24 protein-coding genes and 1 pseudogene are annotated in these 24,698 nt (G+C 68.7%); 12 read left to right on the top strand and 13 right to left on the bottom strand.

Features of this window, described 5'->3' with window-relative positions; genetic code table 11:
* Window positions 1–30: 30 nt before the first annotated feature.
* Entirely contained in the window at window positions 31–810 is a 780-nt protein-coding gene (locus tag DEU32_RS12285) for an aldo/keto reductase (RefSeq protein WP_114850807.1), read from the bottom strand.
* Window positions 811–904: 94 nt separating this feature from the next.
* Between DEU32_RS12285 and DEU32_RS12280 the strand changes: the two genes are divergently transcribed.
* From DEU32_RS12280 to DEU32_RS12265, 4 genes are all read left to right on the top strand, one after another.
* Window positions 905–1,693 carry an HNH endonuclease family protein gene (locus DEU32_RS12280; protein ID WP_114850806.1) on the top strand — a complete coding sequence of 263 codons (789 nt, stop codon included), beginning with the start codon at window positions 905–907 and terminating at the stop codon, window positions 1,691–1,693.
* 91 nt (window positions 1,694–1,784) lie between these two features.
* Window positions 1,785–2,579, top strand: coding sequence for a glucose 1-dehydrogenase (locus DEU32_RS12275; protein ID WP_114850805.1), 795 nt, complete (start codon window positions 1,785–1,787; stop codon window positions 2,577–2,579).
* 94 nt (window positions 2,580–2,673) lie between these two features.
* Entirely contained in the window at window positions 2,674–3,339 is a 666-nt protein-coding gene (locus DEU32_RS12270) for a GPP34 family phosphoprotein (RefSeq protein ID WP_114850804.1), read from the top strand.
* Between the two features lie 61 nt (window positions 3,340–3,400).
* Complete coding sequence (locus DEU32_RS12265; RefSeq protein WP_114850803.1) at window positions 3,401–3,841, top strand: SseB family protein; 441 nt, start codon at window positions 3,401–3,403, stop codon at window positions 3,839–3,841.
* Between the two features lie 153 nt (window positions 3,842–3,994).
* Here the strand turns inward: DEU32_RS12265 and DEU32_RS12260 are convergent, their stop codons facing one another.
* Genes DEU32_RS12260 through DEU32_RS12250 form a run of 3 tightly spaced genes read right to left on the bottom strand, consistent with a single transcriptional unit; the run spans window position 3,995 to window position 8,686 of the window.
* On the bottom strand, window positions 3,995–4,873 hold the full coding sequence (locus DEU32_RS12260; protein ID WP_114850802.1) for a nuclease-related domain-containing protein: 879 nt from the start codon (window positions 4,871–4,873) through the stop codon (window positions 3,995–3,997).
* Window positions 4,874–4,926: 53 nt separating this feature from the next.
* Complete coding sequence (locus tag DEU32_RS12255; RefSeq protein WP_114850801.1) at window positions 4,927–8,418, bottom strand: TM0106 family RecB-like putative nuclease; 3,492 nt, start codon at window positions 8,416–8,418, stop codon at window positions 4,927–4,929.
* Window positions 8,419–8,452: 34 nt separating this feature from the next.
* The gene (locus tag DEU32_RS12250; protein ID WP_114850800.1) at window positions 8,453–8,686 is read right to left on the bottom strand and encodes a DUF1653 domain-containing protein; all 234 of its coding nucleotides are present in this window, start codon (window positions 8,684–8,686) and stop codon (window positions 8,453–8,455) included.
* A 56-nt stretch (window positions 8,687–8,742) separates the two neighbouring features.
* On the opposite strand from DEU32_RS12250, the gene DEU32_RS12245 reads away from it, so the two are divergent.
* The 5 genes from DEU32_RS12245 to DEU32_RS12225 all read left to right on the top strand — a co-directional run bounded on the left by DEU32_RS12245 (window position 8,743) and on the right by DEU32_RS12225 (window position 11,274).
* Window positions 8,743–9,048, top strand: a complete 306-nt coding sequence (locus DEU32_RS12245) for a hypothetical protein (RefSeq protein ID WP_114850799.1) — start codon at window positions 8,743–8,745, stop codon at window positions 9,046–9,048.
* 240 nt (window positions 9,049–9,288) lie between these two features.
* Window positions 9,289–9,765, top strand: a complete 477-nt coding sequence (gene vsr / locus DEU32_RS12240; RefSeq protein ID WP_114850798.1) for a DNA mismatch endonuclease Vsr — start codon at window positions 9,289–9,291, stop codon at window positions 9,763–9,765.
* Window positions 9,762–10,283, top strand: a complete 522-nt coding sequence (locus DEU32_RS12235; protein WP_114850797.1) for a hypothetical protein — start codon at window positions 9,762–9,764, stop codon at window positions 10,281–10,283. Before vsr ends, DEU32_RS12235 begins: the two co-directional genes overlap by 4 nt.
* A 65-nt stretch (window positions 10,284–10,348) precedes the next feature.
* Window positions 10,349–10,798, top strand: a complete 450-nt coding sequence (locus DEU32_RS12230) for a thioredoxin family protein (protein ID WP_114850796.1) — start codon at window positions 10,349–10,351, stop codon at window positions 10,796–10,798.
* Window positions 10,795–11,274 (top strand): DUF4395 domain-containing protein, encoded by a 480-nt coding sequence (locus tag DEU32_RS12225; RefSeq protein ID WP_114850795.1) that lies wholly within the window; start codon window positions 10,795–10,797, stop codon window positions 11,272–11,274. Before DEU32_RS12230 ends, DEU32_RS12225 begins: the two co-directional genes overlap by 4 nt.
* A gap of 174 nt (window positions 11,275–11,448) precedes the next feature.
* On the opposite strand, the gene DEU32_RS12220 is transcribed toward DEU32_RS12225, so the two are convergent.
* The gene (locus DEU32_RS12220; protein WP_114850794.1) at window positions 11,449–12,390 is read right to left on the bottom strand and encodes an ADP-ribosylglycohydrolase family protein; all 942 of its coding nucleotides are present in this window, start codon (window positions 12,388–12,390) and stop codon (window positions 11,449–11,451) included.
* A gap of 196 nt (window positions 12,391–12,586) precedes the next feature.
* Between DEU32_RS12220 and DEU32_RS17205 the strand changes: the two genes are divergently transcribed.
* Entirely contained in the window at window positions 12,587–13,129 is a 543-nt protein-coding gene (locus tag DEU32_RS17205) for an NrtR DNA-binding winged helix domain-containing protein (protein ID WP_258554870.1), read from the top strand.
* A gap of 75 nt (window positions 13,130–13,204) precedes the next feature.
* Here DEU32_RS17205 and DEU32_RS12210 read toward each other — a convergent pair whose 3' ends face one another.
* From DEU32_RS12210 to DEU32_RS16945, 8 genes are all read right to left on the bottom strand, one after another.
* On the bottom strand, window positions 13,205–16,315 hold the full coding sequence (locus DEU32_RS12210; RefSeq protein WP_114850792.1) for a type I restriction endonuclease subunit R: 3,111 nt from the start codon (window positions 16,313–16,315) through the stop codon (window positions 13,205–13,207).
* A complete protein-coding gene (locus tag DEU32_RS12205) occupies window positions 16,312–17,544 on the bottom strand; it encodes a restriction endonuclease subunit S (RefSeq protein ID WP_147281466.1) in 1,233 nt (410 codons plus the stop codon). The genes DEU32_RS12210 and DEU32_RS12205 overlap by 4 nt, the downstream gene beginning before the upstream one ends.
* Entirely contained in the window at window positions 17,541–19,487 is a 1,947-nt protein-coding gene (locus DEU32_RS12200; protein WP_258554863.1) for a class I SAM-dependent DNA methyltransferase, read from the bottom strand. Before DEU32_RS12200 ends, DEU32_RS12205 begins: the two co-directional genes overlap by 4 nt.
* A 204-nt stretch (window positions 19,488–19,691) precedes the next feature.
* On the bottom strand, window positions 19,692–20,816 hold the full coding sequence (locus DEU32_RS12195; protein ID WP_181819281.1) for an McrC family protein: 1,125 nt from the start codon (window positions 20,814–20,816) through the stop codon (window positions 19,692–19,694).
* 34 nt (window positions 20,817–20,850) lie between these two features.
* The gene (locus tag DEU32_RS12190; protein ID WP_114850788.1) at window positions 20,851–21,147 is read right to left on the bottom strand and encodes a hypothetical protein; all 297 of its coding nucleotides are present in this window, start codon (window positions 21,145–21,147) and stop codon (window positions 20,851–20,853) included.
* A gap of 43 nt (window positions 21,148–21,190) precedes the next feature.
* Entirely contained in the window at window positions 21,191–21,643 is a 453-nt protein-coding gene (locus DEU32_RS12185; RefSeq protein ID WP_147281465.1) for a hypothetical protein, read from the bottom strand.
* A gap of 78 nt (window positions 21,644–21,721) precedes the next feature.
* The gene (locus DEU32_RS12180) at window positions 21,722–22,237 is read right to left on the bottom strand and encodes a hypothetical protein (RefSeq protein ID WP_147281464.1); all 516 of its coding nucleotides are present in this window, start codon (window positions 22,235–22,237) and stop codon (window positions 21,722–21,724) included.
* Complete coding sequence (locus tag DEU32_RS16945; RefSeq protein ID WP_147281463.1) at window positions 22,237–22,575, bottom strand: hypothetical protein; 339 nt, start codon at window positions 22,573–22,575, stop codon at window positions 22,237–22,239. Before DEU32_RS16945 ends, DEU32_RS12180 begins: the two co-directional genes overlap by 1 nt.
* A gap of 75 nt (window positions 22,576–22,650) precedes the next feature.
* On the opposite strand from DEU32_RS16945, the pseudogene DEU32_RS17670 reads away from it, so the two are divergent.
* Together DEU32_RS17670 and DEU32_RS12165 are read left to right on the top strand one after the other, a co-directional pair.
* Window positions 22,651–23,004: pseudogene (locus tag DEU32_RS17670) on the top strand (hypothetical protein); the annotation flags it as partial.
* A gap of 379 nt (window positions 23,005–23,383) precedes the next feature.
* The gene (locus tag DEU32_RS12165) at window positions 23,384–24,688 is read left to right on the top strand and encodes a 3'-5' exonuclease (RefSeq protein ID WP_114850783.1); all 1,305 of its coding nucleotides are present in this window, start codon (window positions 23,384–23,386) and stop codon (window positions 24,686–24,688) included.
* Window positions 24,689–24,698: the final 10 nt, after the last annotated feature.

Below are 24,698 nucleotides of genomic sequence, written 5' to 3'. Positions count from 1 at the left end.
CCGGGACGTCAGCCGCGCACGGACGCGAGCTCAGCGCGCGAGTGCGTCGATCCGAGCGACCTCGTCGGCGGAGAGGTCCAGGTGCGCACCCTCGGCGTTCGAACGGATGCGGTCCGGGTTCGACGACTTCGGGATGACGACGAACCCGTGCGCGACGTGCCACGCGACGATCACCTGCGCACTGTCGACGTCGTGCGCGCCGGCGATCTCGACCAGGGTCGGGTCCTGCAGGTTGCTCGCCTTGAAGGGGCTGTAGCCCTCGAGCACGACGCCGCGCTCCCGCAGCCCGTCGGCGATCGCGCGGTCGAACTCGACCGGGCTCCACCGGATCTGGTTGACGGCCGGGGCGGTGCCGGTGGCAGAGACGAGCTCGTCGATCTGCGCGAGCGAGTAGTTGCTCACGCCGACCGCCCGGGTCAGCCCGTCGGCCTGCGCCTGGACGACCTGCTCCCAGACGTCCGGTCGGGCCTCGCCGTTCGGCGGCCAGTGCACGAGCCACAGGTCCAGGTGGTCGAGGCCGAGCTGCTCGAGGCTCTCCTCGATCGTCTGCCGCACGCGGTCGGCGTTGTCCGGCGGCAGCTTCGTGGTGACGAACACGTCGTCACGTGCGAGTCCGGACGCGGCGAGGGCCTTGCCGACGCCGCGCTGGTTCGAGTAGCCCGTCGCGGTGTCGACGTGGCGGTACCCGGCCTCGAGCGCAGCGCCCACGGCAGCGGGTGCATCGGCGTCCGGGATCTGCCAGGTGCCGAAGCCGAGGAGCGGCATCGACCCACCGGCGACGGGCACGGAAGGAGTGGCGTGATCGGTCATGCACCCGTGTCTACGCCGCCGTTCGTCGGTGCCGTACGGGAAGGTGGACGACGGCCCGCCCGGGCCCGCACCATCGCACCACCCGGAGTCCCCCATGCCGTCGAACCGACGCCGCACCCCGATCACCCTCACGTCCCTCGTCGTCGTCCTCGTCCTGGCGGCCGGCGGCTACCTCGTGCACCGGACCGGTGACGCGGCGCCGACCCCAGGCGCGACCGCAGCCGACGGGACGGGCGCGAGCCGCGCCTCCAGTCCGACGACCGTGGCGACCACCCCGACCACCGCCACCGTTCCCGTCCCCAGCAGCGCGCCGGACCCCACCGGCACCGCGGACGTGGCGACCGCCCGCCGGCAGCTGGCCGCGCTCCCCGTCAAGGGCAAGGCGCCGGCGACGGGCTACGACCGCGTCGGGGACTTCGGCACCGCCTGGCTCGACGTCGACCACAACGGCTGCGACACCCGGAACGACGTGCTCGCCCGGGACCTCACCGACGTGCAGCGCGAGGGGCCGTGCAAGGTCCTCCGCGGCGCCCTGACCTCCCCCTACACCGGGGAGCACGTCGACTTCGTGCGGGGGAACACCACGTCGACCCTCGTGCAGATCGACCACGTCGTCGCGCTCGAGAACGCCTGGCGCACCGGCGCCCAGCAGCTCAGCCAGCAGGAGCGCGAGGCCCTGGCGAACGACCCGGAGAACCTGTTCGCGGTCGACGGGCACTCGAACGCGCAGAAGCGGTCGGGCGACGCGGCGACCTGGCTGCCCGCGGCGGCGGGTTTCCGCTGCACGTACGTGGCCCACCAGGTCGCGGTGAAGACGAAGTACCACCTGTGGGTGGCCCCTGCCGAACACGAGGCGATCGCGCGCATCCTCGATCGCTGCTGACGAACGCCCTGGACAACAGGTGTAGCCTAACTGGCGAGCTGATGCAGACGCATCGACCCTTCATCGTCGAAGACCGCAGGAGGCCTCCAGCATGACCAGCACCACCACCCGCTTCACCGACCGCGTCGTCCTCATCACCGGCGGCGGCTCCGGACTCGGCCGCGCGACCGCCGTCCGACTGGCGACCGAGGGCGCCGCGCTGTCCCTCGTCGACGTCTCCGCCGAGGGCCTCGAAGCGACGAAGACCGCCGTCCTCGACGCCGCCCCCGAGGCCCAGGTCGTCACCACCGTCGCCGACGTCTCCGACGAGGCGCAGGTCGAGGCCTACGTCGCCGCGACGACCGAGCGCTTCGGACGCATCGACGGCTTCTTCAACAACGCCGGCATCGAGGGCAAGCAGAACCCCACCGAGTCCTTCACCGCCGCCGAGTTCGACAAGGTCGTCTCGATCAACCTCCGCGGGGTGTTCCTCGGCCTCGAGAAGGTGCTCAAGGTCATGCGCGAGCAGGGCTCCGGCATGGTCGTGAACACCGCGAGCGTCGGCGGCATCCGCGGCATCGGCAACCAGTCCGGGTACGCCGCCGCCAAGCACGGCGTCGTCGGCCTGACCCGCAACTCCGCCGTCGAGTACGGCCAGTACGGCATCCGTATCAACGCGATCGCCCCCGGCGCCATCTGGACGCCGATGGTCGAGAACTCGATGAAGCAGATCGACGCCGAGAACCCCCGCAAGGCCGCGGAGGAGTTCATCCAGGTCAACCCGACCAAGCGCTACGGCGAGGCCCCCGAGATCGCCTCGGTCGTCGCCTTCCTGCTCTCCGACGACGCCAGCTACGTCAACGCGACGGTCGTCCCGATCGACGGCGGGCAGTCGGCCAAGTACTGAGCGGGTCCCCTCCGGCAGCCGGCGCGCGCCCGTCTGCGCCGACTGCCGGCCGGGAGGCACGACACACCTCCGCCCCGTGTGGCACGCTGCGAGCATGGCCGAGTTGCTGACGATCCCCCAGGTGTTCGCGCTGCTGCAGATCGCGCCGGACGGTCGGGCCCGTGCGACCGTGACGCGCACGCAGCTCGGGACCGCCGGGGGCGTCCTCGCCGACCTCGCCCTGCGCGGCGCGATCGTCCTGTCGAAGGACCGGCTCGTGATCGCGTCGGGGACACCGACCGGCGACCAGGTCCTCGACACCGCGCTGGCATGGATCGCCTCCGAGTCGCCGAAGCCCGCGAAGTGGTGGGTCCGCCAGCTCGGCAAGCGGACCCTGCACGACGGGGTGGTCGCCCAGCTGGTGCAGCGCGGCGTGCTCACCGAGGAGCAGCACCGCACCCTGCTGGTCTTCACCACGACCCGGCATCCCGAGCGCGACGGCCTGCCGAGGGCGCAGGTGCGCCAGGCGGTCGACGAGGTCCTGGCCGGTCGAGCAGCCCCGTCCTCCTACGTCGCGGCGGTCATCGGCCTGCTCGACGCCACGGACACGCTCCGCTCGGAGTTCGGTCGGGTCGACAAGCGCTTCCTCCGCTCGGTCGTGCAAGGCGACTGGGTCGCACCCGCGGTCCGTCAGGTGCTCGCCGACATCAACGCGTCGGCAGCCATGACGGCTGGGGTCCTCGCTTCGAGCACCGCGGCGACGACAGCGGGGAGCAACTGAGCTCGCGCCGTTCCCCGGTCCGCTGGCCGGGTTGGTCACCGCGGCGTGACAGCATGGCCGGATGAGCACGAACGAGACGGACGGGTCGGCCTTCGGTCGGGGCGTCGACAAGACCCCGCCCACCGCAGCCGCCGAGCTCCGCCGTCGGATGGCGACATCGCCCGCGGGGTTCCTGCGCAGCGCGGCCTGGGTGCCGTGGAAGCCCGAGGGCGCCCCGGAGGGCGGCAGCATCGCGCACGTGATCATCCGGGACCTGCCGTTCGTGCCGGTGTTCACCGACCCCGAGGAGCTCGCCGCCGGACTGCCGGGCACCGAAGGCCGCCCGGTCCCGATGTCCGAGCTCGTGACCGCGCTCCCCGAGGAGTTCGGCATCGTGGTCGACCCGACGAGCGCCGAGGCCGCGAACTTCCTGCACGCCGACGTCCTGGCGAACATGCGCGAGCAGATGCGCGGGGAGATTCCCGACGACGGCGCCGAGGGCCGGGAAGCCACCCAGGCCTAGTCCGCCGTCGGCCGCCTGCAGTGTTGCCGCTGATGATCGCCGCGCCGACGAGGTGACCTCGATCCACGGTCGACGATCTCAGTCCGTGACCTGCGGTCCATTCGAACCGAGATCGTCAGACCAGCGATTGCGGCTCCGTCCGCCGCGCGTTCGTCACGAGCCGAGCAGCGCAGTCGCGATGCCCCCGAGCGCGACGAGACCAGCGATCGGAAGCCCGACCACCCCGAGGGCGACCGCGAGCACAGCCCGACGCCGTCGTACGCGCGCATCCGCGACGTCGCGGACCAGCCGATCGAACCGCTGCTCGAGCCGCAGAGTGTCGTCCGGCACGAAGGCGGTCGCGTGCCATGTGGCTCGCTCCTCGGCAACCATCGACAGGTACCGGACGGCTTCGTCCGAGTACACCGGACGAAGCCCGAGGATCCATCCGCGCACCTGGTCCGGCCGGAGCACGACGACAGGAGCAGGCTTCTTGCCGAACGTGATCCGGTCCGCCGCGACGACGAGCAGCGGCTGCACGGAGAACGATCCGCCGGCCGCCGTCGAGAGCAGTCGTGTGGCCTTCCGCCCCTCACTCTGTGCCGCTCCGATGTGCGAGGTCCTCCCGCCGCCGACCATGAACGAGCCGCCACCAACGAAGACCTGCTGACCGCTGTGGTTCTTGGTGTTGATCGAGAACACGCCGGTCGGTCCGATCACCAGATGATCGATGTCCGTCGAGCCGGTACCGATCGGCACCGCGTGCAGCACGGTGAAGGCCGGCCCCAGGCGGTCGAGCTCAGCGGCGACGCGGCGCTCACCCAGGGCTCCCTTGAACCAGGACCGCGCCGCGGGCGCAACGGGATCGACGCCCCAGAACCGCTGCGCCCGCGAACGTCCTGGCGCCTCGGCCTGCAGCCGGAGGCACTCCTGCATCACCCCGTAGGCGGGTCGCCTTGCACGCAGGGTCATCGGCGCTGCCCCGATCGCTGTCGGACGAGGAGCCGACGGTTGCACCGGCTCGCCCTGCCCGAGCGTCGTCGTTCGATCCATCACGCTTCCACCGTGGCAGCGCGGATGAGCCGAGGAAAGCCCACCTTCGGGCGTCAGTGGCGGGGCTCGACGAGCTCGATGAAGCGGGAGAGCAGGGACAGCCCGGCGATCGACGGCGGCAGCCCGGTCGTCAGCGCGGGTGAGTGCACGAGGTACGCCGCCCACTTTGCCCGGGACAGCGCCACGTTCAACCGGTTCGGCATGAGCAGGAAGTCCAACCCCCGCGGGATGTCCGCCGCGCTCGAGGCCGCGAGCGACGTGATCGACACCACCGCCTCGCGTCCCTGGAACATGTCCACTGTGCCGACCTGGGTGCTCCGGAGTCCGGCGGCGTCGAGTGCCTCGCGGATCACGGCACCCTGCGCGTTGTAGGGCGCGACGACGATGACGTCCTCGTCGGTGAGCACGCGCGTGGTGTCCCCGTCGGTCCACGTTCGACCGACGACGTCCCGGGCGAGGGCCACGACCCGCTCGGCTTCCTCGATCGAGGACGTCGTGTTCCCGGCGTGCACGACCGGCACGGGGTGGACACCAGGGTCGATGCCCTCGAGGTGCCGGCCGGACACCATCGACGCCAGCTGCCCGTCGTACGACAGACCGGACACCGCTGCGGTCAGCGCGGGCTCCATCCGGCGAGTGCGGGCGAGGAAGTAGCCGAACTCCGCGGGCAGCACGTGCTCCCCGTCGGCGAGCCAGCCGAGCGCCGACTGGTCGACCGGCTCCGGGTGCGACCCCTGGGAGACCTGCGGCAGCTGCTGCGGGTCGCCGAGCAGGAGCAGGCGGGTCGCGGCGATCGAGGACGCGATGGTCGGGGCGAGCGAGAACTGCCCGGCCTCGTCGACGACGAGCAGGTCGAGGGAGCGCCGCGGGATCGTGCCCTCGTTCGCGAACGTCCACGCGGTCCCGCCGACGACGCCCCCGGTGCCGGTCTCTGCGCACGAGGACAGGAACGCGGCGACGGCGGCGTTGTTCTTCACGGGGGTCCACGCGGCGGATTCGAGCTCGTCCTCGGTGGCGCCGGACTTCGGGACCTTCACGACCCGGTCGGCGGGCACACCGGCACCCACGACGGACGCGAGGAAGTTCTCCGACGTCGCGTGCGACTGCCCGACGACCCCGACGCGCCAGCCGTGCTCGCGGACGAGTCGGGCGACGACGTTCGAGCCGACGTAGGTCTTGCCGGTGCCCGGAGGCCCCTGGATCGCGAGGTACGACCGGTCGAGGCCGAGCAGCGTCGCGACCACGGCGGACACGGTGTCGTCGCCCTGCACGGCGGTGAGCGCTCCCCGCGGCGGGACCCGACGGAGCAGGTCGAGCGCGGGGTCGAGCAGCATCGCCGGGAGCGCGTCGAGGACCCCCTGCCCCCACTCGGCGATCGCCTCGGGCTGGGGCTTCGCACGGGGCGGGGCCGCGGGGGCGAGCGCGACCGGGAACTCGGCGTGCGGCTCCCCGCCACCGACCGGCAGGCTCTCCTTGACCAGCACCTCGAACGCCTCGCCGTTCTCGCCCGCGTCGAGCACGACCGCGCGAGCCGACGCACCCTTCGACCCGGGGGCCGGAGCGGTGACCGACGGCGGGAGCGGGTCGTCGTAGACGAGGTGGGGCGTGCCTCCAGGCCGGATCCGCGAGCCGGGCGCGAGCGTCCCCGACAACCGGATCTCCCTCGACTGCGAGCGGGCACGCGGCAGCGTGCCCCAGTCGCGCTCGACCGACGCGCGCTCGACCACCAGGACGTCCCGCGTGTCCGCCCAGTCTTCGACGGGGTTCCGGAGGCGGTCGAAGTGGTCCTGCCAGAAGGTCTTCGCCTCGCGGCGGTGGTAGTCGATCGCGGCGGCGGCGAGCGCCAGCGCGGTCTGGTCGGCGTCGCGGTCGAGGGGGTCCACGTCCGCGAGCTCCGCGGCGAGCGCCGTGTAGACGGGGTTCGGTTCGCGCTCGACCGGGATCGGCGGCAGGAGTTCCTCGGGCTGCACCGGCGCAGCGGGCGCTGCCTGCCGCAGGGACAGGAGCCAGTCCCGCAGCCGCAGCGTCGAGCGGCAGTCGTAGGCGTTGTAGTCGGCGACCTCGTCGAGCATGTGCTGCCCCGCGGCCGGGTCGCCGTTCCGGAGCTCCTCGATCGCGTCGACGTAGGCGGTGATGCTGTCCGCGGCGTTCGTGACGTCGCTCAGCCGCAGGTCGTCGCCCATGTAGAGCGGCTCGAGCTTCTTGATCGAGTAGCTGTGGCTCCCGACCACCAGGGCCTTGCGGACTATCGGGTACAGGTCGACGAGGACCCCCGCGCGGAGCAGGTCGTCGACGACGTCCTCGCCGACGCCGTGCCGGGCGGCGAGGGAGAGCAGGTGCGTCCGCTCGTACGCGGCGTAGTGGTAGACGTGCATGCCCGGGTGCTGCTCGCGGCGCTCCTGGACGAACGCGAGGAAGTCGACTAACGCCTGCCGCTCGTCGCGGATCGTGTGCGCCCAGAACGCCGTGAACGCGGCTCGGTCGTCGACCAGGCCGAACAGGTAGTCGAGTCCCCAGTGCACGCCGTCCTCGGTGTGCAGGGGGTCGCCCTCGAAGTCGAAGAACACGTCGCCCGGGTCGGGTGCGGGGATCGCGTCGAGCGCGCCCGGGTCGAGGACCTCGAAGCGCGGTTTGGTCGCGTGGCCGGTTCCGCGGTGCGCGTGCTGTTCGGCTTCGCTCTCGGTCTGGAGGCGCGCCTGACGAACCAGTCTGTCTTGCGTGGATCGCGACAGACCTGGCACCGCCGCGGCGCGGTCCGCCAGGTCGTCGATCGTCCGCACCCCCTGCCGGATGAGCTTCGTGCGCTGGTCGAGGCGCATCCCGGCGACGAGGACCAGGTCGCGGTGCTGCTGCACCTGCGTCTGGCAGATCGCGCAGCGGCCGCAGCTGGAGTAGCGCGGGTCACCCCAGCGGAGCTCGTCGTGCTCTGCCATCCGTTCGGCGATCAGCCGCTCGAGCTCGGCGCGCTGCGTCCGGTAGACCGGGGCGATGTCGCCGAGGTCGTGCGTGGTCGTCGTCCGATCGCCGAGGACGAGGTGCACCTGGCGGCCCGTCGGGATGCCGTGCGCCTGCATCCGCTCGGCGTAGGCGGCGAGCTGGAGCAGGGCGCTGATCTTCGCGTGCCGGGCGAGCTTGGTGTCGTAGACCTCGTACTCCCCCGCCGCGTTCCGGACGATGAAGTCCGCGAAGCCGATGAAGCCAGGGCGGTCAGGGGTCGGCGGCTCGAAGAAAGTCGGCTGGTAGAGCACGTCGGCGCCTTTGTCGAAGGCGTCCAACGCTTGTCGCGCTGCTGTCTCGTAGTCACGCTCAGCGGGTCGGTCGAACTCCAAGACGTCCCGGGTCTGCTTGAGGATGTCGAGGTAGTCGAGCTCGTGCTGGTCACCCAGACGTGCGGTGCGCTCGAGCATGTCGTCGTGCTCGTCGGGCAGCGGTCCACCGCGACCGAGCTTGGCGTCGAGGCGGCGGAGGAACGCCCACTCGCAGGACGCCCACGTGCTGAGGTCGCTCGGGCTGAGCAGGACCTGCCCGTCGACGCCGATCTGCATGCGCTCCCCCGTCTCGTCTGGTGCGCTGACGAGCCTAGGGGCGGCCGCCGACAGGCTCGATCCGCACGAACCGCGGTCCCTCGTAGCCGTCGCGGGACACGTGCGCGGTGAAGTCGGCGAGGGACCGGACCCAGTGCCCGCGTGCGCCGTAGAGCGCCTGGTAGACGACCACCGGCTCCTCGGTCTCGACGTCCTGCGCGACGAGGACCACCTTGTACTCGCCGCCCTTGAAGTGGCGGTACCGGCCGGGGGTCACGTCGCTGCTCATCCCCCCGATGCTACGGAACCGGACGGACCGGCGCGGTCGTGCCTACAGTCACCGATGTGGACGAGACAGCGACGCGGGCACAGCGGGCGATCCGCCGCTCGATCGTGATCGCGGTCGTCGGCGCGGTCGTCGGCGGTGTCGGGAGCGCCATCGGCGGCGTGAGGCTCGAGAAGGGCTCGGACGTCGTCCTCCTGGCGATCGGCGGCACGATCACCGTCGCCGGTCTCGCCGGGCTCGTCTCGGTCTTCCTGACGCTGATCGACCTGCTGCCGGAGCGGCCCGACGCGCGTTCGACCGAGCACGCGGCACGGCCATCGTCCTGCCGCTCCAGACGACGCAGCTCGTCCTCCTCTCCTGCCTGATCGCCGGACCGCAGATCCCACGGTTGACTTCGGGCGAGCCGTGGCAGTGGTGGTTCAGTCGCATCTTCCTGGTGGTACTCATCTGCGTGATCGTCTGGTTCGTGCCGCACGCACTGCGTCGAGTGGCCGCTGCACGCCGGTACATGCAGGCCGCCGACGAATCCGTGCGCGCCTGACACGTCGTCCACAGACCACCGGCGAGGTGTCGGTCGTTCCGGTCCCGGATGGAACGCTGGGGCGATGGACCGCTGGGAGGCCGACGACGCCCGCCGCCGCCACATGGCCCGGTTCGGCCGACGGGACACCGCGCCGGAGCTCGCCGTCCGTCGCGAGCTCCACCGCCGCGGCCGCCGGTTCTTCGTCGACCGCCCCGTGAGCTCCCGCTGCCGAGTCCGCCCCGACCTCGTCTTCCCGCGCGCCCGCGTCGCCGTGTTCGTCGACGGCTGCTTCTGGCACTTCTGCCCGGACCACACCCACCTGCCGAGGGCCAACGCCGAGCTGTGGCAGCGCAAGCTCCTGGCGAACCGGCAGCCTGACGCCCGCAACGAGGCGATCCTGGTGCACGAGGGCTGGCGGGTCGTCCGCGCCTGGGAGCACGACGACCCGGCCGAGATGGCGGATCGCGTCGAGCGGATCCTCGACCAGTGGCACGCCATCGCTTGCCGGGCCGAGCATCCGCCGATCCCGGTACGGTGTCCGACGGAGGGGAATCGATGAGCGAGCAGACGAACACCTGGGGCGGCACCGAGACGGCCAAGGGAACGGGACCCCTGTTCGTGGTCCGCCGCCCCCGCTTCCCCGGAGTCATCTTCATCGGACTCGGCGCCGTCACGGCGGTCATCGGTATCCCCGGTTTCATCGTCCAGCAGCTCGCCGGCCCGGGAGCCGACGGCACGTCCTTCGGCATCATGGCCGTGCTCGGCACGCTGCTCCTGCTCTTCGGCCTCGCGCTCGGCGCCACCCGGGTGGACGTGTACGACCGCCACTACGACGTGAAGTCCGGCTTCGGCAAGCTCCGCCGCCGCGAGGTCGACGACATCCGCATGCTCCGCTACGCCACGCAGTCGAACGGCGGCGGACAGCGGTTCGTCAGCCTGACCGCGTGGAACGACCGCAAGAAGAAGCAGTTCATGATCTTCACGAACTACCGCGGTTACCGAGAGTTCACGGCCTGGCTCGCGGAGCGCCGCCCCGAGGAGTGGGCCGAGTGCGAGCGGCTCGGCATCCCGGACTGATCCCCGCACACGTCACGGAGCGACACGTTCCCTCGAGCGTCACCGGTCGGGCGTAGCGTCGCCGCATGACCGTCGGAACCGCGATCGCCGTGCTCGTCGGGGTCCTCGCCCTCGCGACCGTGATCGGCCTCGTGCTGCGCCAGCGCACCGGCCGAGCCCGCACCGCCGCGACGACGACCGACGCCCCGCGCGCCGACGACCTCGCCGCAGCGGAGGACTTCGGCCCCGCGGCGACCCTCGTCCAGTTCTCCACGCCGACCTGCGCGCGCTGCCCGGCGACCCGCCGCCAGCTCGACGCCGTCGCCGACCGCCACGAGGATGTCCGCCGCATCGAGGTCGACCTCGCCGAACGTCCCGAACTCGCGCGCCGCTTCGACGTCATGCAGACCCCGACGGTCCTGCTCCTCGACGCCGATCGCACCGTCCGCACGCGCTTCGGCGGCCCGCCCCGCCCCGCGGAGCTCGCCGCCGCACTCGACACCGTCCTGACCGCCGGATCCCGGGAGTCCAGATGACCACCACGAACGACACCGCCCGCGGGATCGACCCGCGCTCGCCCCGCTTCGGCGCCGCGATCACGACCGTCCTCCTCGCGGCGACGATCATCCTGACCCTCGTGCCCGCCACGTGGGCCGCCGGCATCGTGCTCCTGGCCGTCATCGTCGTGTTCTTCGCGATCGGCGGCATCGCGGGCATCCGCCGCCACCCGTACGGCGCGCTGTTCCGCCGCTTCGTCCGGCCGAGGCTCGCACCGCCCGCCGAGCTCGAGGCCCCCGAGCCCCCGACCTTCGCCCAGCAGGTCGGCCTGGTCATCACGGCGCTCGCCCTCGTGCTCGCCCTGGTCGGCGTCCCCTACGCCGCACCCGTCGGCGCCGCGATCGCGCTGGTCGCCGCGTTCCTCAACGCCGTCTTCGACGTCTGCATCGGCTGCCTGCTGTACGTGTGGCTGGTCCGGGCGGGCGTGTTCCGCCCGCGACGCAGCGCCGCCTGACGGCCACCGGTCAGCAGGACCACAGGCAACCGGCCCGGAGGATCGGACTACCTGCGCGACGCACGTCGCGCTGACAAGGTGATCCGTGCCTCCAGTCCGCGTCGAACCTGCTCTGCGTGCGAGGCCGGGCCGGAGGATCCCCCCACAACATCCTCCGACCCGGCCCCGCCATCGCTACCGCGCGGCGAGGGCCTGCTCACTGAGGGCGACGAGGTCGTCCGCACGCAGCGCCGGCCACCCGTGGAGCAGTTCGCGCCACTCGGCCGGGAGCGCCGATGCTCCGTACAGCGCTCCCGCCAGGCCTCCGGCGATCGCGGCGACCGTGTCGGTGTCGTTGCCGGTGCGGACCGCGCGGACGAGCGCGTCCTCGAGCGTGGTGCTCTTGAGGACCGCGGCGTACGCAGCCTGGAGGGCGGACACGACCCAGCCGTTCGAGTCGGTGAAGTCGACCGGTTCGGCGTGTTCGGCACGGACGAGTCGCTCCGCCCAGAGCTGGCGGCGGTCGAGGTCGAGCAGCTTGAGCCCGCGGAGGACGTCGAGCTCGCCGGTGAGCACCGCGTGCCGCATCGCGACGCACCACAGGACGCACCCGTCGCCGGCGTCCGCCTCGAAGTGGGTCAGGTCACTGATCGCGCGGGCGGCCTCGGCGAGCTTCGCCTCTTCACCGTCCTCGTCGCGGAGGTAGCCGAGCACCAGCGGAGCCGTGCGCATGAGCGAGCCGTTCCCCGCGGACCGGCCCTTGAACTCGTGTTCCTGCCGGGCCGCAGAGCGACTGTGGGCGGCGGTGCGTGCCTCCAGGCCGGTGAGCACGCTGCGTGTCTGGATGCCGACGTCGGGGGCATTCTGTGCCCATGCAGCCCAGGCGGCGACGAGGCCGTCGAGCGAGGGCTCAGCGGCGGGGTCGCCGCCTCGGGCGAGGGTGCGGAGGATCGGGACGGCCATGCTCGTGTCGTCGGTCCACTCCCCCGGCGCCCAGCCGAAGGAGCCGCCGCCCGCCATGCGGATGGGAGTGGGTTCCGGGACGGCCGGCTTGAACTCGTAGCCCGCGCCGAGGGCGTCGCCCGCGGCGGAGCCGAGCACGGCGCCGATCGCGCGGTCGTGTGTGGTGGTGTTCATGAGCGCCTCCCCTAGTTTGCGCGCTTCTGCGTAAACACGATCGTGGCATGCGGTCGCGGTTTACGCAAGACTGCGTAAACTCGTCGTCGTGAGTGAGTACCGCGATGCTGCCGGAAAGCGCCTGGTCGACTACCCGCGACCCTCGGTGGCTGTGGATACCGCCGTGCTGACGGTACCTGTGGAGGAGGAGTTGTCCGTGCTGCAGGTGCGGGACGCTGTCGACGGGGACTGGCGGCTGCCGGGGACGTTCGTGCACGAGGGCGAGCGGTTGGCCGATGCCGTGCTGCGGTCGCTGCGGGCGAAGGCCGGCGTGACGGGGTTGGCGCCGCAGCAGTTGCAGGTGTTCGACGATCCTGCGCGGGACAGTCGGGGGTGGGTGATGTCGGTCGGGCACCTCGACGTGGTGCCGTTCTCGTCACTGGCCCCAGGGCTGGACGGGTCGAAGGCGCGGCTCGTGCCCGTCGCCGCGGCGACGGGGATGGTGCACGGGCACGACGACATCGTGGCCGTGGCGGTGGCGCGGTTGCAGGCCTCGTACGAGGTGGCTCCCGATCCGTGTGGGCTCGTGGCGGAGCCGTTCACGATGACGGAGTTGCGACGGGTGCACGAGGCCGTGGCGGGGCGGGCGCTGTTGCCGGACTCGTTCCGGCGGGCGATGGTGCCGATGCTCGAGGCTGCGGAGGGGAAGCGGGCGGAGGGGCCGGGGAAGCCGGCGGGGGTGTGGTCACGACGAACATAAGCCGCTTGTATCGCCTTCCCATGACGGGCATGCCGAGTCCGCTTGCTCGCGCCGCGCATCCTCCGATTGATGTTGTCAGCCGCTTCGGCCGTCCTTCCTCAAATACTCGTAGAGCATCACCGGCAAAGCCTTGCTCAGCTCTTTGAAAAGCACGTCGTCCTCGAACAGATCATCGATGAATGCCGGGGTGTCCGCGCGAACCTTGAGCAAAGCGCTGGTGAACGCTTTCGGCACCGCGGGCGATTCGGCGAACTGTTGCTCTGTATTGACCAATGCCTGCTCCGCAAGATCATCGTCTAGGGCAAGTTTGCCAACAATGTGATTCAGTTGCAGATCCACGACGCCGACCCCGTACCTATCTCCAAGGCGGTCGTTGATCTTTTGGACAATCGCCTCGAGCGTACTGAGGTGTTTTTCGTGGATGGCACCTGAGCCGATCGCGGTGATCGGATCCAATCCCGGCCCCTGTTCAAGCCTCAGCTTCACCGCATCGCCAGCGCTGATCTTGAAGCCTACAAGGGACACATCCGAGACATCGACAGGATCGAGGATAGTCGCGGTCGAGAGTTGCGGGAGGATGCGGCGGAAGAAGTAGTGTCGGCGGGGCAGGTCGGTGTCTTCGAGGTTGCGGGCTTGGGAGATGAAGTCGTAGAACTTCACGAAGTTGCCAACGTCCGCCTTGAACAGTCGAAGTTCGTCCTGTTCGTCCTTGTCGTCGTCGAGCACTGCAGCGACCCACCGCTTCTGGAACCGGTCCACGGCTGGAGCGGTCGCTGCCGAGACCTTCGAGTTCACATTCAGGCCGCCCGTGAGAGCGGCGTTGAATGCCTGCTCCACCTCGGTCATGTCGTAGATCCCGGCCGAGTCGAGTTTCGCCACGAGGTCGTAGATGAGATTTGGATCGGTCGTCGCGGTGAGCGTTGCCTTCCGGTAGTAGGGCAGGAATGCGTTCAGCACCTCCTGTGGGTCGTTGACGAAGTCGAGGACGTACGTCTTGTTCTTGCCCGGGTGGGTGCGGTTCAGCCGGGAAAGGGTCTGCACGGCTTGCACCCCGCCGAGCTTCTTGTCGACGTACATCGCGACCAGGCGAGGTTGGTCGAATCCGGTCTGGAACTTTTCCGCAACGATCATCACGTTGAAGGTGACTGGCTTGAACGCCTCCGCGAGACCCGACTGCACCCCAGGGTTCTGGGTCCGTTCCGTCAGTCCCTCGCCGACGTCGTCGGGGTCCTCGACCGTGCCGGAGAACGCCACCAGCGACCGCACACCCAGTACGCCCGCATCGGTGATGTAGCTGTCGAGGTACTTCTTCCAACGCACGGCCTCGAGCCGGGACCCGGTGACCACCATCGCCTTCGCCTTGCCGTCCAGCAGCGGCTGCACGAAGGTGCGGAAGTGGTCGACGACGATCTTGGCCTTCTGGCTGATGTTCGTCGGGTGCAGCCGTACGTACCGGACGAGCGCCTTTACTGCGGTTGACTCGTCGACCTCGCGGGCGCCGTCGTAGTCTCCGTCGGGATGTTGCAGCTTCCACGCAACCTTGTACGGGGTGTAGTTCTGCAACACATCCAGGATGAAGCCCTCCTCGATCGCCTGCTGCATTGAGTACAGGTCGAACGGCTCCGGCGTCGCATCCGACCCGGCCCCCTCCGGCATCAGCCCGAACAGTTCTAAGGTCTTCGCCTTCGGGGTAGCAGTGAACGCGAAATAGGAGAGATTTGGCGCCGACGCAGTGACCGACATGGCCCATTGCAGGTACGCGTCCGAGTCGATCGGCGCACCCTCAGCGACGGCTGCCTGCTCGTCCGGAGACAGCACCTTCGTCAACGCTCCAGCCGTCGACCCAGTCTGTGACGAATGAGCTTCGTCCGCGATCACCGCGAAACGGCGCCCCTTCAGCTCGGGCAGAGTCTGGATAGCGGTGATCAGCGCCTCGAACGACTGGATCGTCACGATCACGATGTTCTTACCACCGGTGAGTGCGGCGGCGAGCTGCTTCGACTTTGACTCACCCCCATCCCTCGTGATGGACTGCACCACGCCGGCCTGCTTCTCGAACTGTGCGATCGCATCCTGCAGCTGCTTGTCCAGCACCGTCCGGTCTGTGACGACGACGACCGTGTCGAACACTCGCTGGTTCTCGTCGTCGTGAAGTTGCGAGAGGCGGTGGGCGAGCCAGGAGATCGAGTTCGTCTTCCCCGACCCCGCCGAATGCTGCACCAGGTAGCGCTTGCCTGCCCCCTCAGCTCGCGCCGCCTCAACGAGCCGGGTCACGGCGCGCCACTGGTGGTAGCGGGGAAACAGCACTTTCTGCGTTCTTGTCTTCTTGCCGGTGTCCGGGTCGACATCTGTCTCGACCTGCAGGTGCACGAACGACCCCAACAGTTGCAGCCAGGTGTCGCGCTCGAGGATCTGCTCCCAGAAGTACGAGGAGGCCGACCCGTGCGGGTTCACTGGGTTCCCAGCCCCCTCGTCCGCACCCTTGTTGAAAGGCAGGAACCGAGTCGCCGCGCCCGCAAGCTTGGTCGTCATCCGCACCTCGGAGTTTGACACTACGAAGTGCACCAGCGATCGCTTCGCGAACCCGAACAGGGGCTCTCCAGCCGGCGACCGGTCGAAGCGGTATTGATCGACGGCGTTCCCGATGGCCTGAGTGAAGTCCGTCTTCAACTCGATCGTCGAGACCGGGATGCCGTTCACGAACAGGACCAGATCCAACGCCTTGTTCGGATGCTTCACCGAGTAGTGCACCTGACGGACCACCCGCACTCGCATCTTCGCGTACGCGTCGAGCGTGTCTGGGTTCTGAGTAGTTGCCGGCTGGAACTGCGCCAACCGGAACTTCACCGCACCCCCGTGCAGCGGCACCATCGAGAACCCCTCATGCAGGATCCGGATCGTCCCACCGTTCTTCAACGGATCCAGATCCAGTGACTTCGCCAGACGTGTCAGGATGCCGCGGGCCGCCGCGTCACGCTGAGCGTCCGTGTCAAGCAGCCGGACGACCTTCGCGAATTCGGTCGGCTGCGACTCCTCCAACCAACCGAGCACGTCCTCGGGGAACAGTGCGAGCTCGCGGTCGTACCCAGCGTCTGACGGCGAATACAGCCACCCGTTAGCGGCGAGGTGCTCGGCAATCTCGTTCTCCAGCACCGATTCCAGATGCGCCCCCGCAACAACGCTCATGCTGCCACCTCCACGTCAATTTTGCCTGTCACCGTCGCCGTTATTAGTTCGGCACGGCGCTCTTGAGCCAAAGATACTCCGCACCGAGCAATCTCGATAGCTTCATCCACAGATTCAGTAATTAATTCGATCTTGCGAGCAATTTCGTGTTGCGCCGCCACTCCTGGCACTGAGAGTCGGAACTGTGCAAGCTGTTCTACCGACAGATTCGGCTGAGCTGATCCCGTCTGAGCAAGATCGATCGCATCTCGTACCCGCGACGACTGCAGAAGGTACGCGAAGAAGGTCACCGACATTGCTGGGTTGCGTCTCCGAAGCGCAACTAGCGACGAGGCCAGTGCGCCCGAGCCGTCTTCATCAAACACTCCAAGCTTCCCGAGTGAGCCTCGTAGGCAGAACAGAATATCTCCCGCTCGCAGCTTTGCCCCACCCATTTCTGCAAACTTTACGTCGGGGATGTAGTTCATAGCATTATAATCAACGGCGCCATTCTTAAGGTGGCCTGCATTGATGAATGGGACGCCTTCACTCACGTACTCATCCCGAGACGGATACGAAGCACCGCGATCACCGTTATGAAACGTGAACAGCCAATTGATCTTGACTTCGTGTTGTTCGGAGGCGACGGACGACAACAGAGCATCGATCTGCGCGGTGCGGCGTTCGGTGAGGAGGGTGATGAGTTCCTCGTTCTTCGCGATGAACGCGTCGATTTGCGCCGTCTCGCGATCCAGATAGTCCGCAACCGCCCGCTGCACATCGATGCTCGGGTGACGGACACGGAACCGAGCGGCGTAAGACTCTGGAACACGCTTCAGTCCGCCGGCCCCGCTCATGTGCGCTTCCCCAGGCCCACGGAAGTCCTCGGATTGCAAAGTCCATGCAAGGTAACGAGAATCCAACGAACTCGACGGGCGCATCACCGTGATCTCGGTCGTCGCGAACGCATGGCCCTCAGGTAGAGCTGTAGCGCGCAGCCCTTTACCGTTTTCGAAGCACGGAGTCACCTTGGCGTACGCCACGTCACCGTCCGCTAAGAACGAGTAGCCCTGCGCGAGCTCAGACGTCGGCCGCCTTCGTGAGGAGTCGACAGCACCAAACTCCGAAATGGCCTCCATCGGCAGATAGCACGACTCGTCGCTCTTCGTCGCCGATGGTCGAGGGTTGAACCGGACCAAGTACCGCAGTGGGACTTTTGGTGCAGCGAGAAGCTCGGTCTGGATGCTCACCGTTCGACCTCGGTGAGCATCGCGCGGAGTCGGTCCATGACAGCGTCGAGGTCCCGGTCAATTTCTTCGAGTGGCCGGGGTGGTACATACTGGTAGAAGTGGCGGGTGAAGGGGATTTCCGCGCCTTCCTTGGTCTTGGAGTGATCGACCCAAGCCTCTGGCGCGTGAGGGAGGACTTCGCGGGCGACGTAAGCGTTCACGTCTTCGTCCCATGGCACGTTCTCTGTGTCGCGGAGCGATGGGTCCGGTTCCGGGTTTCCCTTGCCGTCGGTGCAGGTATCGGCGGTGTCGTCCTGCTCACCGAGCTCGGTGGTCACGCTCTTGAGCAGCGGTGCGGGGAGTGTGAGGCCTTCGGCTTTCGCGGCGTCCTTCAGCGCCTTGTGGAATGCTGTGCGGTTCTTCCAGACGGTGTCGGTGCCGAGCCGGTCGAGGGCGGCACGTAGCGCTGCGGCATCCGACTCGCTCAGCTTTTGGACGGCCTTCGCTTCGAAGACGGCGTCAAAGCGCTCAGGTGTGGCGCGCCAATTGAGTTTCAGGGGGCGTTCGACGGTGATCGTGCGGTAGAGGAAGTGGTCGTTGCGGAAGATCTTCGAGTGCTCGGCATCCTCGAATCCGGCGTAGAGGCCAACAATCTTCTCGATGTTCCGCGGCGACAGCTCGTTACGCTTGGAGCCGAGGCCTTTGCGGAGCTTGATGAACATCTCACGGCCGTCGATGAGCTGCACCCGGCGCTTGCGGTCGCCTTCCTTGCGGTTGGTGAGGATCCAGATGTAGGTGGAGATGCCGGTGTTGTAGAACATATCCTTCGGCAATCCGATGATCGCTTCGATGAGGTCGTTGTCGAGCAGCCACTTGCGGATGTTCGACTCCCCGCCGCCGGCTCCGCCGGAAAACAGCGGCGACCCGTTGAGGACAATAGCCACGCGGGAGCCGCCGTCCTCGGGCTTGCGCATCTTCGATACCAGGTGCAGCAGGAACAGCATGGCCCCGTCGCTGACAGCGGGGGTTCCGGGGCCGAATCGACCGTTGAAGCCGAGCTTGATGTGCTCGTCGTCAACGGCGGTGCGCTGGTCCTTCCAGTCGACGCCGAATGGCGGGTTGGACAGGCCGTAGTCGAAGTGCTTGTCGTCGAAGGCGTCCTCGGTCAGGGTGTCACCGAGGGCGATGTTGTCGACTTCCTGGCCCTTGATGACCATGTCGGCCTTGCAGATTGCGTACGACGCGTCGTTGTAGTCCTGCCCATACAGGCTGAGCTGGATCCCAGGGTTCATTCTGCGCAGGTACTCGTCAGCGACGGACAGCATCCCGCCGGTTCCGGCGGTCGGGTCGTAGATGGACCGGACCACACCCGACTTCGAGAGGGCGTCGTCGTCGAGGGCGAACAGCAGCTGCACCATCAGAGCGATCACCTCGCGGGGCGTGTAGTGATCACCCGCGGTCTCGTTCGACTTCTCGTTCGCGAATCGGATGAGTTCCTCGAACACGAGCCCCATCTGAATGTTGCTGACTGTGCGGGGGTGGAAGTCGGCCTGCGCGAACTTTTCCGTAACCGTGAAAAGCTTGTTCTTCTCAGCCAGCTTGTTCAGGGTCTTGTCGAACTCAAACCGGTCGAAGATGTCTCGCACGTTCGACGAGAACCCGGCCAGGTACGACGCAAAGTTCGCACGGAGGTCCTGCGGATCAGCGACGAGCTTCCCGAGGTCGAACGGTGACGTGTTGTAGAACTCGTGACCCGAGGCTTCGGTGAGGGTGACGGTCCGCAGCATCTCGGGCATCGAGCCGATTGCTTTCGCGGTATGGAGAACGGCGGACTTCGTGTCCGCCAGGACGGCGTCAAGTCGGCGGAGCACCGTGAACGGGAGAACGACCGATCCGTACTCAGAGGGCTTGAACGGCCCGCGCAGCGACTCGGCGATGTTCCAGATGAAGGCGACGTGATTCACCAAGGGGTTAGTACTCCTGCTCCGTTACGACCATCTCGCGGCGTCCAGACCGCGCGCTCCATCCTCACGCAAGACGCGAGCGTTGGCTAACTCGCGATGACCGGGAGCTCGAATCCGATCGGCGGGTGTTCGCCCGACCTCGGGGAGAGGCGGACACCGACCCGATAAGTCCAACGGTCGGGCAGCGCGGCTTCGAGTACGCGATCACGCCCCGGCGACTCTCAACGAGAGGACTTGCAGGGCTTCCGCGACCGTGTGGCACGGTTCAGACAGGTCTAGCGCCGTACGGATCAGTGATGGACCTTGCAATACGTCGACCGGGCCGGAGCCCACTCCGCCCGCCGCGTACACAAGGTGCCCCTCCCCCAACCCGAACCTCCGGCAGTACGCCGCCATCTGGTACAGATCAGCGTTCGGGTCCTGCCCGTGCTTCTCAACCTTGTACTTGACGTCGATGCACGCCCGGACCTCCCCGTCGACGAGCCACACGAGGTCCGGCGCGATCTTCACCGTCCCCCCGATGTCGAGCGTCGAAGAGTACTGCGCCACCAGCTCTCCCCCGTACGGCCGGAAGGCCTCCCGCAGAGAGGCGGTCACGAAGTCCCCGAACACCGACCACATGTCGTCGAGGAACCCAGCCCCGATGTGCGACCCGGCCCGCTGCTCGATCGACGCGCCGGACAGCACGAGGGACGCGAGCGGCAGCACCGCAGAGTAGCGGGCGTTCCGCCGGTCCGTCCGGACTACCGGAACGGGCGCACCGACCGGGATCATCGTCACCCCGTCGAGCACCCGCACCACCCGGCGCAAGCGCGAGACGACGTCGTCCGGAACGCCCGGCAGCCGCAGCAACCGCGCGGCTGCGGTCAGCACGAGCTGGTTCTCCGCGATGTCCTCGACGTAGTCGTCGAACGACACCTCGACCGGTAGCGGCTGCCCACCCCGACGAGTCAGCTGGTCACCGATCCGCCACCGGCCCCGGACCAACGGCAGCACGTCCTCCCGCGTCACGTACCCGCGGAGCGGACCGACGACGAGCGCTCGCGCTGCCTGCCGCTCGAACGCGTGCGCCAGCGCCGGGACGAGATCGTCGTCGGCCGCGAACCCGAAGTCCTCGTCCTCCCAGATCGCGCTCCCGGCGCGGGCGTACCCGAGCATCGCGAACAGCCGCCGAACCGGCGTCCTCGGCCGGATCCAGACGTCGTACCCGGCGATCCGGACGACGCCGATCTTGCGCACGCTGCTGACCCGGCACTCGTCCGCAACGAAGGTCGGCGCGACCGCCGCGATCCCCGCCTCGACGAGCCCAGCTGCGACCTCCCTCAGCAACCGGTGGAAGGTGTGCTTGTCCGCCTCCCGCAGCTCAATCCGCGGGCTGGACATCCTCGGTCCTGTCCGCGACCGGTCGCGTCTCTTGGCGACGCAGCGTTGCCAAGCCGTACCGCGCCTCCGGGTCGACGCCGTCGCCGTAGTGGTGCTCCGCCAGGAGCGGCAGGATCTCGTACCGCCATACGTCCGCGACCCCGCCGTCCTCGAGGTCGCGCATAAGGAAGGACGGGCCCACCTTCGCATCGTGGTCCGAGATGGCGGCGTTGAGCCGCCGCAGCAGGTCAGCGCGGTCGTCCTGGAGGCGCTGGGCCGCGACCCAGCCGTCCAGCACCTGGTCGACGGGGCTGCTGTCCGGGCGAATTCCTTCGACGCCGTCAGGTGCTCTCGAGCAGTCCCGCCACAGCCGTCCGCGCCCGTTCCGCTTCGGATCGGTCTGAGAACGCAACGACGAAGGTCCGTCCATCGAGCATCCAAAGACGCACCGCGTGGCGACCACCCGCGGAGTACAGACGTCCACGCTCTTCGCGCGCACCGCCCTTGATTCCCCATCCGCCGTACTCAGCGAAGGCGTCGACCTCGATCACATCCACAGCGGAGATGGCTCGAGCTCGCAGAGTCGTCCTCCAGAACGGGGCGAAGCCCACGATCACGGTGTCGACGGAGCAGATGAGGAACGCAGACGTCCGCCGCGCCGCGACGACCGACGCGCCGGCTCCGACCAGGACCAGGAGGGCGACCGCGAGCGAAGGCCACTCGAAGCGGTGAACAAACAGGCCGGCGACGAGGATCACGGCCGCTGGCAGCAAGAGAAATGTGACCGCTGCCACCGCCCCACCGCTCGGCCCGCTACGCATCGGAAACACAGAGGTCCTGAACTCGCTCGACTCAGATGGCCGGCGTCGCACTCAGCCCACCCCTTCTTCGAGGCCCGGAGCCGCCCTCGGAACGAGCCACGGCTCGACTCGGACGAGACGCTCCCAGCCGCGTCCGAGCACAGCGTCGAGCTCGCCGACGGACACCGGGAACAGCGTGCCGACGAACACCTCCCACATGTTCGGACGGAGCTCTCCGGCGCGCACCTCGTAGGGCTGCCATCGGTCAGGCACGAGCTCGAGGAGGTCCATCGCGTCGTCACGTCGACTCGGCGGGACCGCGACCGACGGCCCGGATGGCCTCGACGCAGGCGAGAGCCGCACGACTCGTCCGAGCATGCCGCTCTCCGGCACCGGGCTCAGGAGCTCGATCTCGGCAGAGACCCGGTCGCAGCCGGAGTGCAGAGGCTCTGCTGCCTCGTCGTCGATGATTGCAAACCACGTCTGCGGAGGAGCGTCCTCGGCTCGGCGGGCTACGCCGCCGGTCGGCTCGGCTACGAGCCGCCCGTCGCGCCTGACCACGAACACCTCAGCACAGACCCGCTCCATCACACCCATTGTTGACGATAGGTGTAGAGCCACCAGCGCCCGCACGGCTTTCGACAGGAGATCGACTGGACGTCCGGGTAATGCTTGAGGACGGCGCGCCCACGTGCAAGACAGGTCGCCTGAGAAGAGTAGTTCGTCCCGTCCCATCGCTGCCAGACGTACGACCAGCGCTTGGGCGTGATGGCCTCAGCGGCCGGGTGCGCCCACTCCCCCGGTGTTGCCGCAGCAGCGCGAGACGGCGGATCGATCAGCTCGGCACCGCCCAGCACCCCGACGAAGAGCGCGGCAGCGAGGAGACATCGCGATGGGCGCGAGAGAAGACGACGCAACTCGTTCATGCCTCGATCCTGCAGGTACTGATACGCCATGTATTACGGTCGGATCACCATTGTGGAACGAACACTTCATGACAGCTGGCAAGGGACAACAGCCCCCACAACGCTTACTGCCCTCCAGCACCCCTCGTCCACGAGGATGGTTCAGCACCGCGCGCCCAGGGGACGACGCACGCTGCGACGCACAGGATCCCCGGGGAATCCGCAGGCCTCGAGGCCCGCCGCCAACGTGGCCTCGCCGACGCACACCGACGCCAGGCCGACGACGCCGAACGACGAGCCGAGCGCTTCGAGATCGCCGAGCGCACCGAGAGCGAGACCGCCCGGATCCTCGCCCCACTCGCCGGTATCGGCTACCACCTGCTCGCCGACCGCCGGTGGCCCGGCAGCCGCACCGCCCAGGTCGACATGGTCGTCGTCGGCCGCGGCGGTGTCTTCATCGTCGACACGAAGGCGTGGCGCGAGGTCGCGGTCCACGGCGACCGGATCACCCGCGGCCAGGAGGACGTCACCGACGACATTGCCCGGCTCGCCGACCTCGCCTACTCGACCGAAGCCGCCCTCGCCGACACGGGCCTCGCACCGAACGAGGTGCACGCGATCGCCGCCCTCGCCGGCCAGAGGCGGATGCACGCCCGGGTCGCGTCGGTCGACGTCCTCGGCGTGCACGACGTCGTCGGGCACATCACCAAGCGCGGTGCCCGGCTCTCGGCCTCTCGCGTCGACGAGGTGCTCGCGGCGCTGCTGCAGCACTTCCCCGTGATCGGCGAGCAGCCGGACACCTCGCCGCAGCTTCAACGGTCCCGCGCGGATCCGCGGTGCCGCCGGCACCGGCAAGACCGTCGTCGGCCTGCACCGCGCCGCCTACCTCGCGCGCGCCACCGGCAGCCGCGTCCTCTTCACGACGTACATCGCGACCCTCCCCGCCGTCCTCGAGTCGCTCCTCGCGCGCCTCGCGCCCGACATGGTCGGTCGCGTCGATTTCATGGGCGTCCACGCGTTCTCGAAGCGCCTGCTGGACGAGCGCGGGATCGCGTACCGCGTTCCCAGACGGGAGGCGCGACTCGCGTTCGACGACGCATGGAACGCGATCCGCGCCTCCAGTCCGCTGCGCTCGGCGCGTTTCACGCGCCGGTACTGGGAAGACGAGGTCAAGCACGTCATCAAGGGACGCGGCCTGACGCGGTTTGAGGAGTACGCCGACCTGTCCCGTGTCGGACGCAAGCACGCACTCCCGCTGGAGACGCGGCAGGCGGTGTGGGACCTCTACGACGCGTACGCGACGGGTCTGCGGAAGCGCGGCGGGACGGACTGGGAGGACGTCGTCCTCATGGCGCGCGACGCCCTCCGTGAGCGCCCGCTCGACCGGTACGGCGCGGTGATCGTCGACGAGGCCCAGGACCTGTCGTGCGCGATGGTGTCGATGCTGCACACGCTGGTCGGTGACCGGCAGGACGGACTCACCCTGATCGGCGACGGGCAGCAGACGATCTACCCGGGCGGGTACACCCTCGGCGAGCTCGGGATCAGCCTGGCCGGACGCGGAGTCGTGCTCGACGTGAACCACCGCAACACCGCCGAGGTGCTCGAGTTCGCGAAGCAGATGGTCGCCGATGATCAGTTCGTCGACATCGAGGGGGTCGACGGCGTGGGCGACGCGGTCTCCGCGGTGACCCGATCCGGGAGCGTGCCGACGGTGCACCGGGCGACGAGCAGCGGCGATCACGACGCGGCGATGGTCGCGCGCATCCGGCAGGTCCTGCACCTGGTCGGGACCGGCCACGGCGACGTCGGCGTGCTCACCGCAACGAACCAGCAGGCGGACGAGGTCACGGCGGCGCTGCGGGTGGCGGGCATCCCGGTCGTGCCGATGCAGCGCTACGACGGCAGGACCGTCGACGCGGTGAAGGTCGGGACGATCAAGCGCGCGAAGGGGCTCGAGTTCAAGCAGGTGCTGCTCGCGCACGTGAAGGGACGGCTCCTCGCCGAGCAGACCGCGGCGCAGACGGGCGTGCCGTCCGAGGCCGACCGGGAGCGGCGGGAGCTCGACCGACGGGAGCTGTACGTGGGCATGACCCGGGCCCGCGACGGGCTGTGGGTCGGCGTCCTCCGGTGACGGCGCTGCC

It is taken from the genome of Curtobacterium sp. AG1037 (genome assembly GCF_003349855.1).
GTDB classification, from domain to species: domain Bacteria; phylum Actinomycetota; class Actinomycetes; order Actinomycetales; family Microbacteriaceae; genus Curtobacterium; species Curtobacterium citreum.
Note: the sequence above shows the minus strand (reverse complement) of the source record. Positions and strands in the feature narration are given on the sequence as shown.

Excerpts from the sequence above, each read along its gene's own strand:
- DEU32_RS12285 (WP_114850807.1), bottom strand. The coding sequence starts at position 810 with ATGACCGATCACGCCACTCCTTCCGTGCCCGTCGCCGGTGGGTCGATG.
- DEU32_RS12280 (WP_114850806.1), top strand. The coding sequence starts at position 905 with ATGCCGTCGAACCGACGCCGCACCCCGATCACCCTCACGTCCCTCGTC.
- DEU32_RS12275 (WP_114850805.1), top strand. The coding sequence starts at position 1,785 with ATGACCAGCACCACCACCCGCTTCACCGACCGCGTCGTCCTCATCACC.
- DEU32_RS12270 (WP_114850804.1), top strand. The coding sequence starts at position 2,674 with ATGGCCGAGTTGCTGACGATCCCCCAGGTGTTCGCGCTGCTGCAGATC.
- DEU32_RS12265 (WP_114850803.1), top strand. The coding sequence starts at position 3,401 with ATGAGCACGAACGAGACGGACGGGTCGGCCTTCGGTCGGGGCGTCGAC.
- DEU32_RS12260 (WP_114850802.1), bottom strand. The coding sequence starts at position 4,873 with ATGGATCGAACGACGACGCTCGGGCAGGGCGAGCCGGTGCAACCGTCG.
- DEU32_RS12255 (WP_114850801.1), bottom strand. The coding sequence starts at position 8,418 with ATGCAGATCGGCGTCGACGGGCAGGTCCTGCTCAGCCCGAGCGACCTC.
- DEU32_RS12250 (WP_114850800.1), bottom strand. The coding sequence starts at position 8,686 with ATGAGCAGCGACGTGACCCCCGGCCGGTACCGCCACTTCAAGGGCGGC.
- vsr (WP_114850798.1), top strand. The coding sequence starts at position 9,289 with ATGGACCGCTGGGAGGCCGACGACGCCCGCCGCCGCCACATGGCCCGG.
- DEU32_RS12235 (WP_114850797.1), top strand. The coding sequence starts at position 9,762 with ATGAGCGAGCAGACGAACACCTGGGGCGGCACCGAGACGGCCAAGGGA.
- DEU32_RS12230 (WP_114850796.1), top strand. The coding sequence starts at position 10,349 with ATGACCGTCGGAACCGCGATCGCCGTGCTCGTCGGGGTCCTCGCCCTC.
- DEU32_RS12225 (WP_114850795.1), top strand. The coding sequence starts at position 10,795 with ATGACCACCACGAACGACACCGCCCGCGGGATCGACCCGCGCTCGCCC.
- DEU32_RS12220 (WP_114850794.1), bottom strand. The coding sequence starts at position 12,390 with ATGAACACCACCACACACGACCGCGCGATCGGCGCCGTGCTCGGCTCC.
- DEU32_RS12210 (WP_114850792.1), bottom strand. The coding sequence starts at position 16,315 with ATGAGCGTTGTTGCGGGGGCGCATCTGGAATCGGTGCTGGAGAACGAG.
- DEU32_RS12180 (WP_147281464.1), bottom strand. The coding sequence starts at position 22,237 with ATGGAGCGGGTCTGTGCTGAGGTGTTCGTGGTCAGGCGCGACGGGCGG.
- DEU32_RS16945 (WP_147281463.1), bottom strand. The coding sequence starts at position 22,575 with ATGAACGAGTTGCGTCGTCTTCTCTCGCGCCCATCGCGATGTCTCCTC.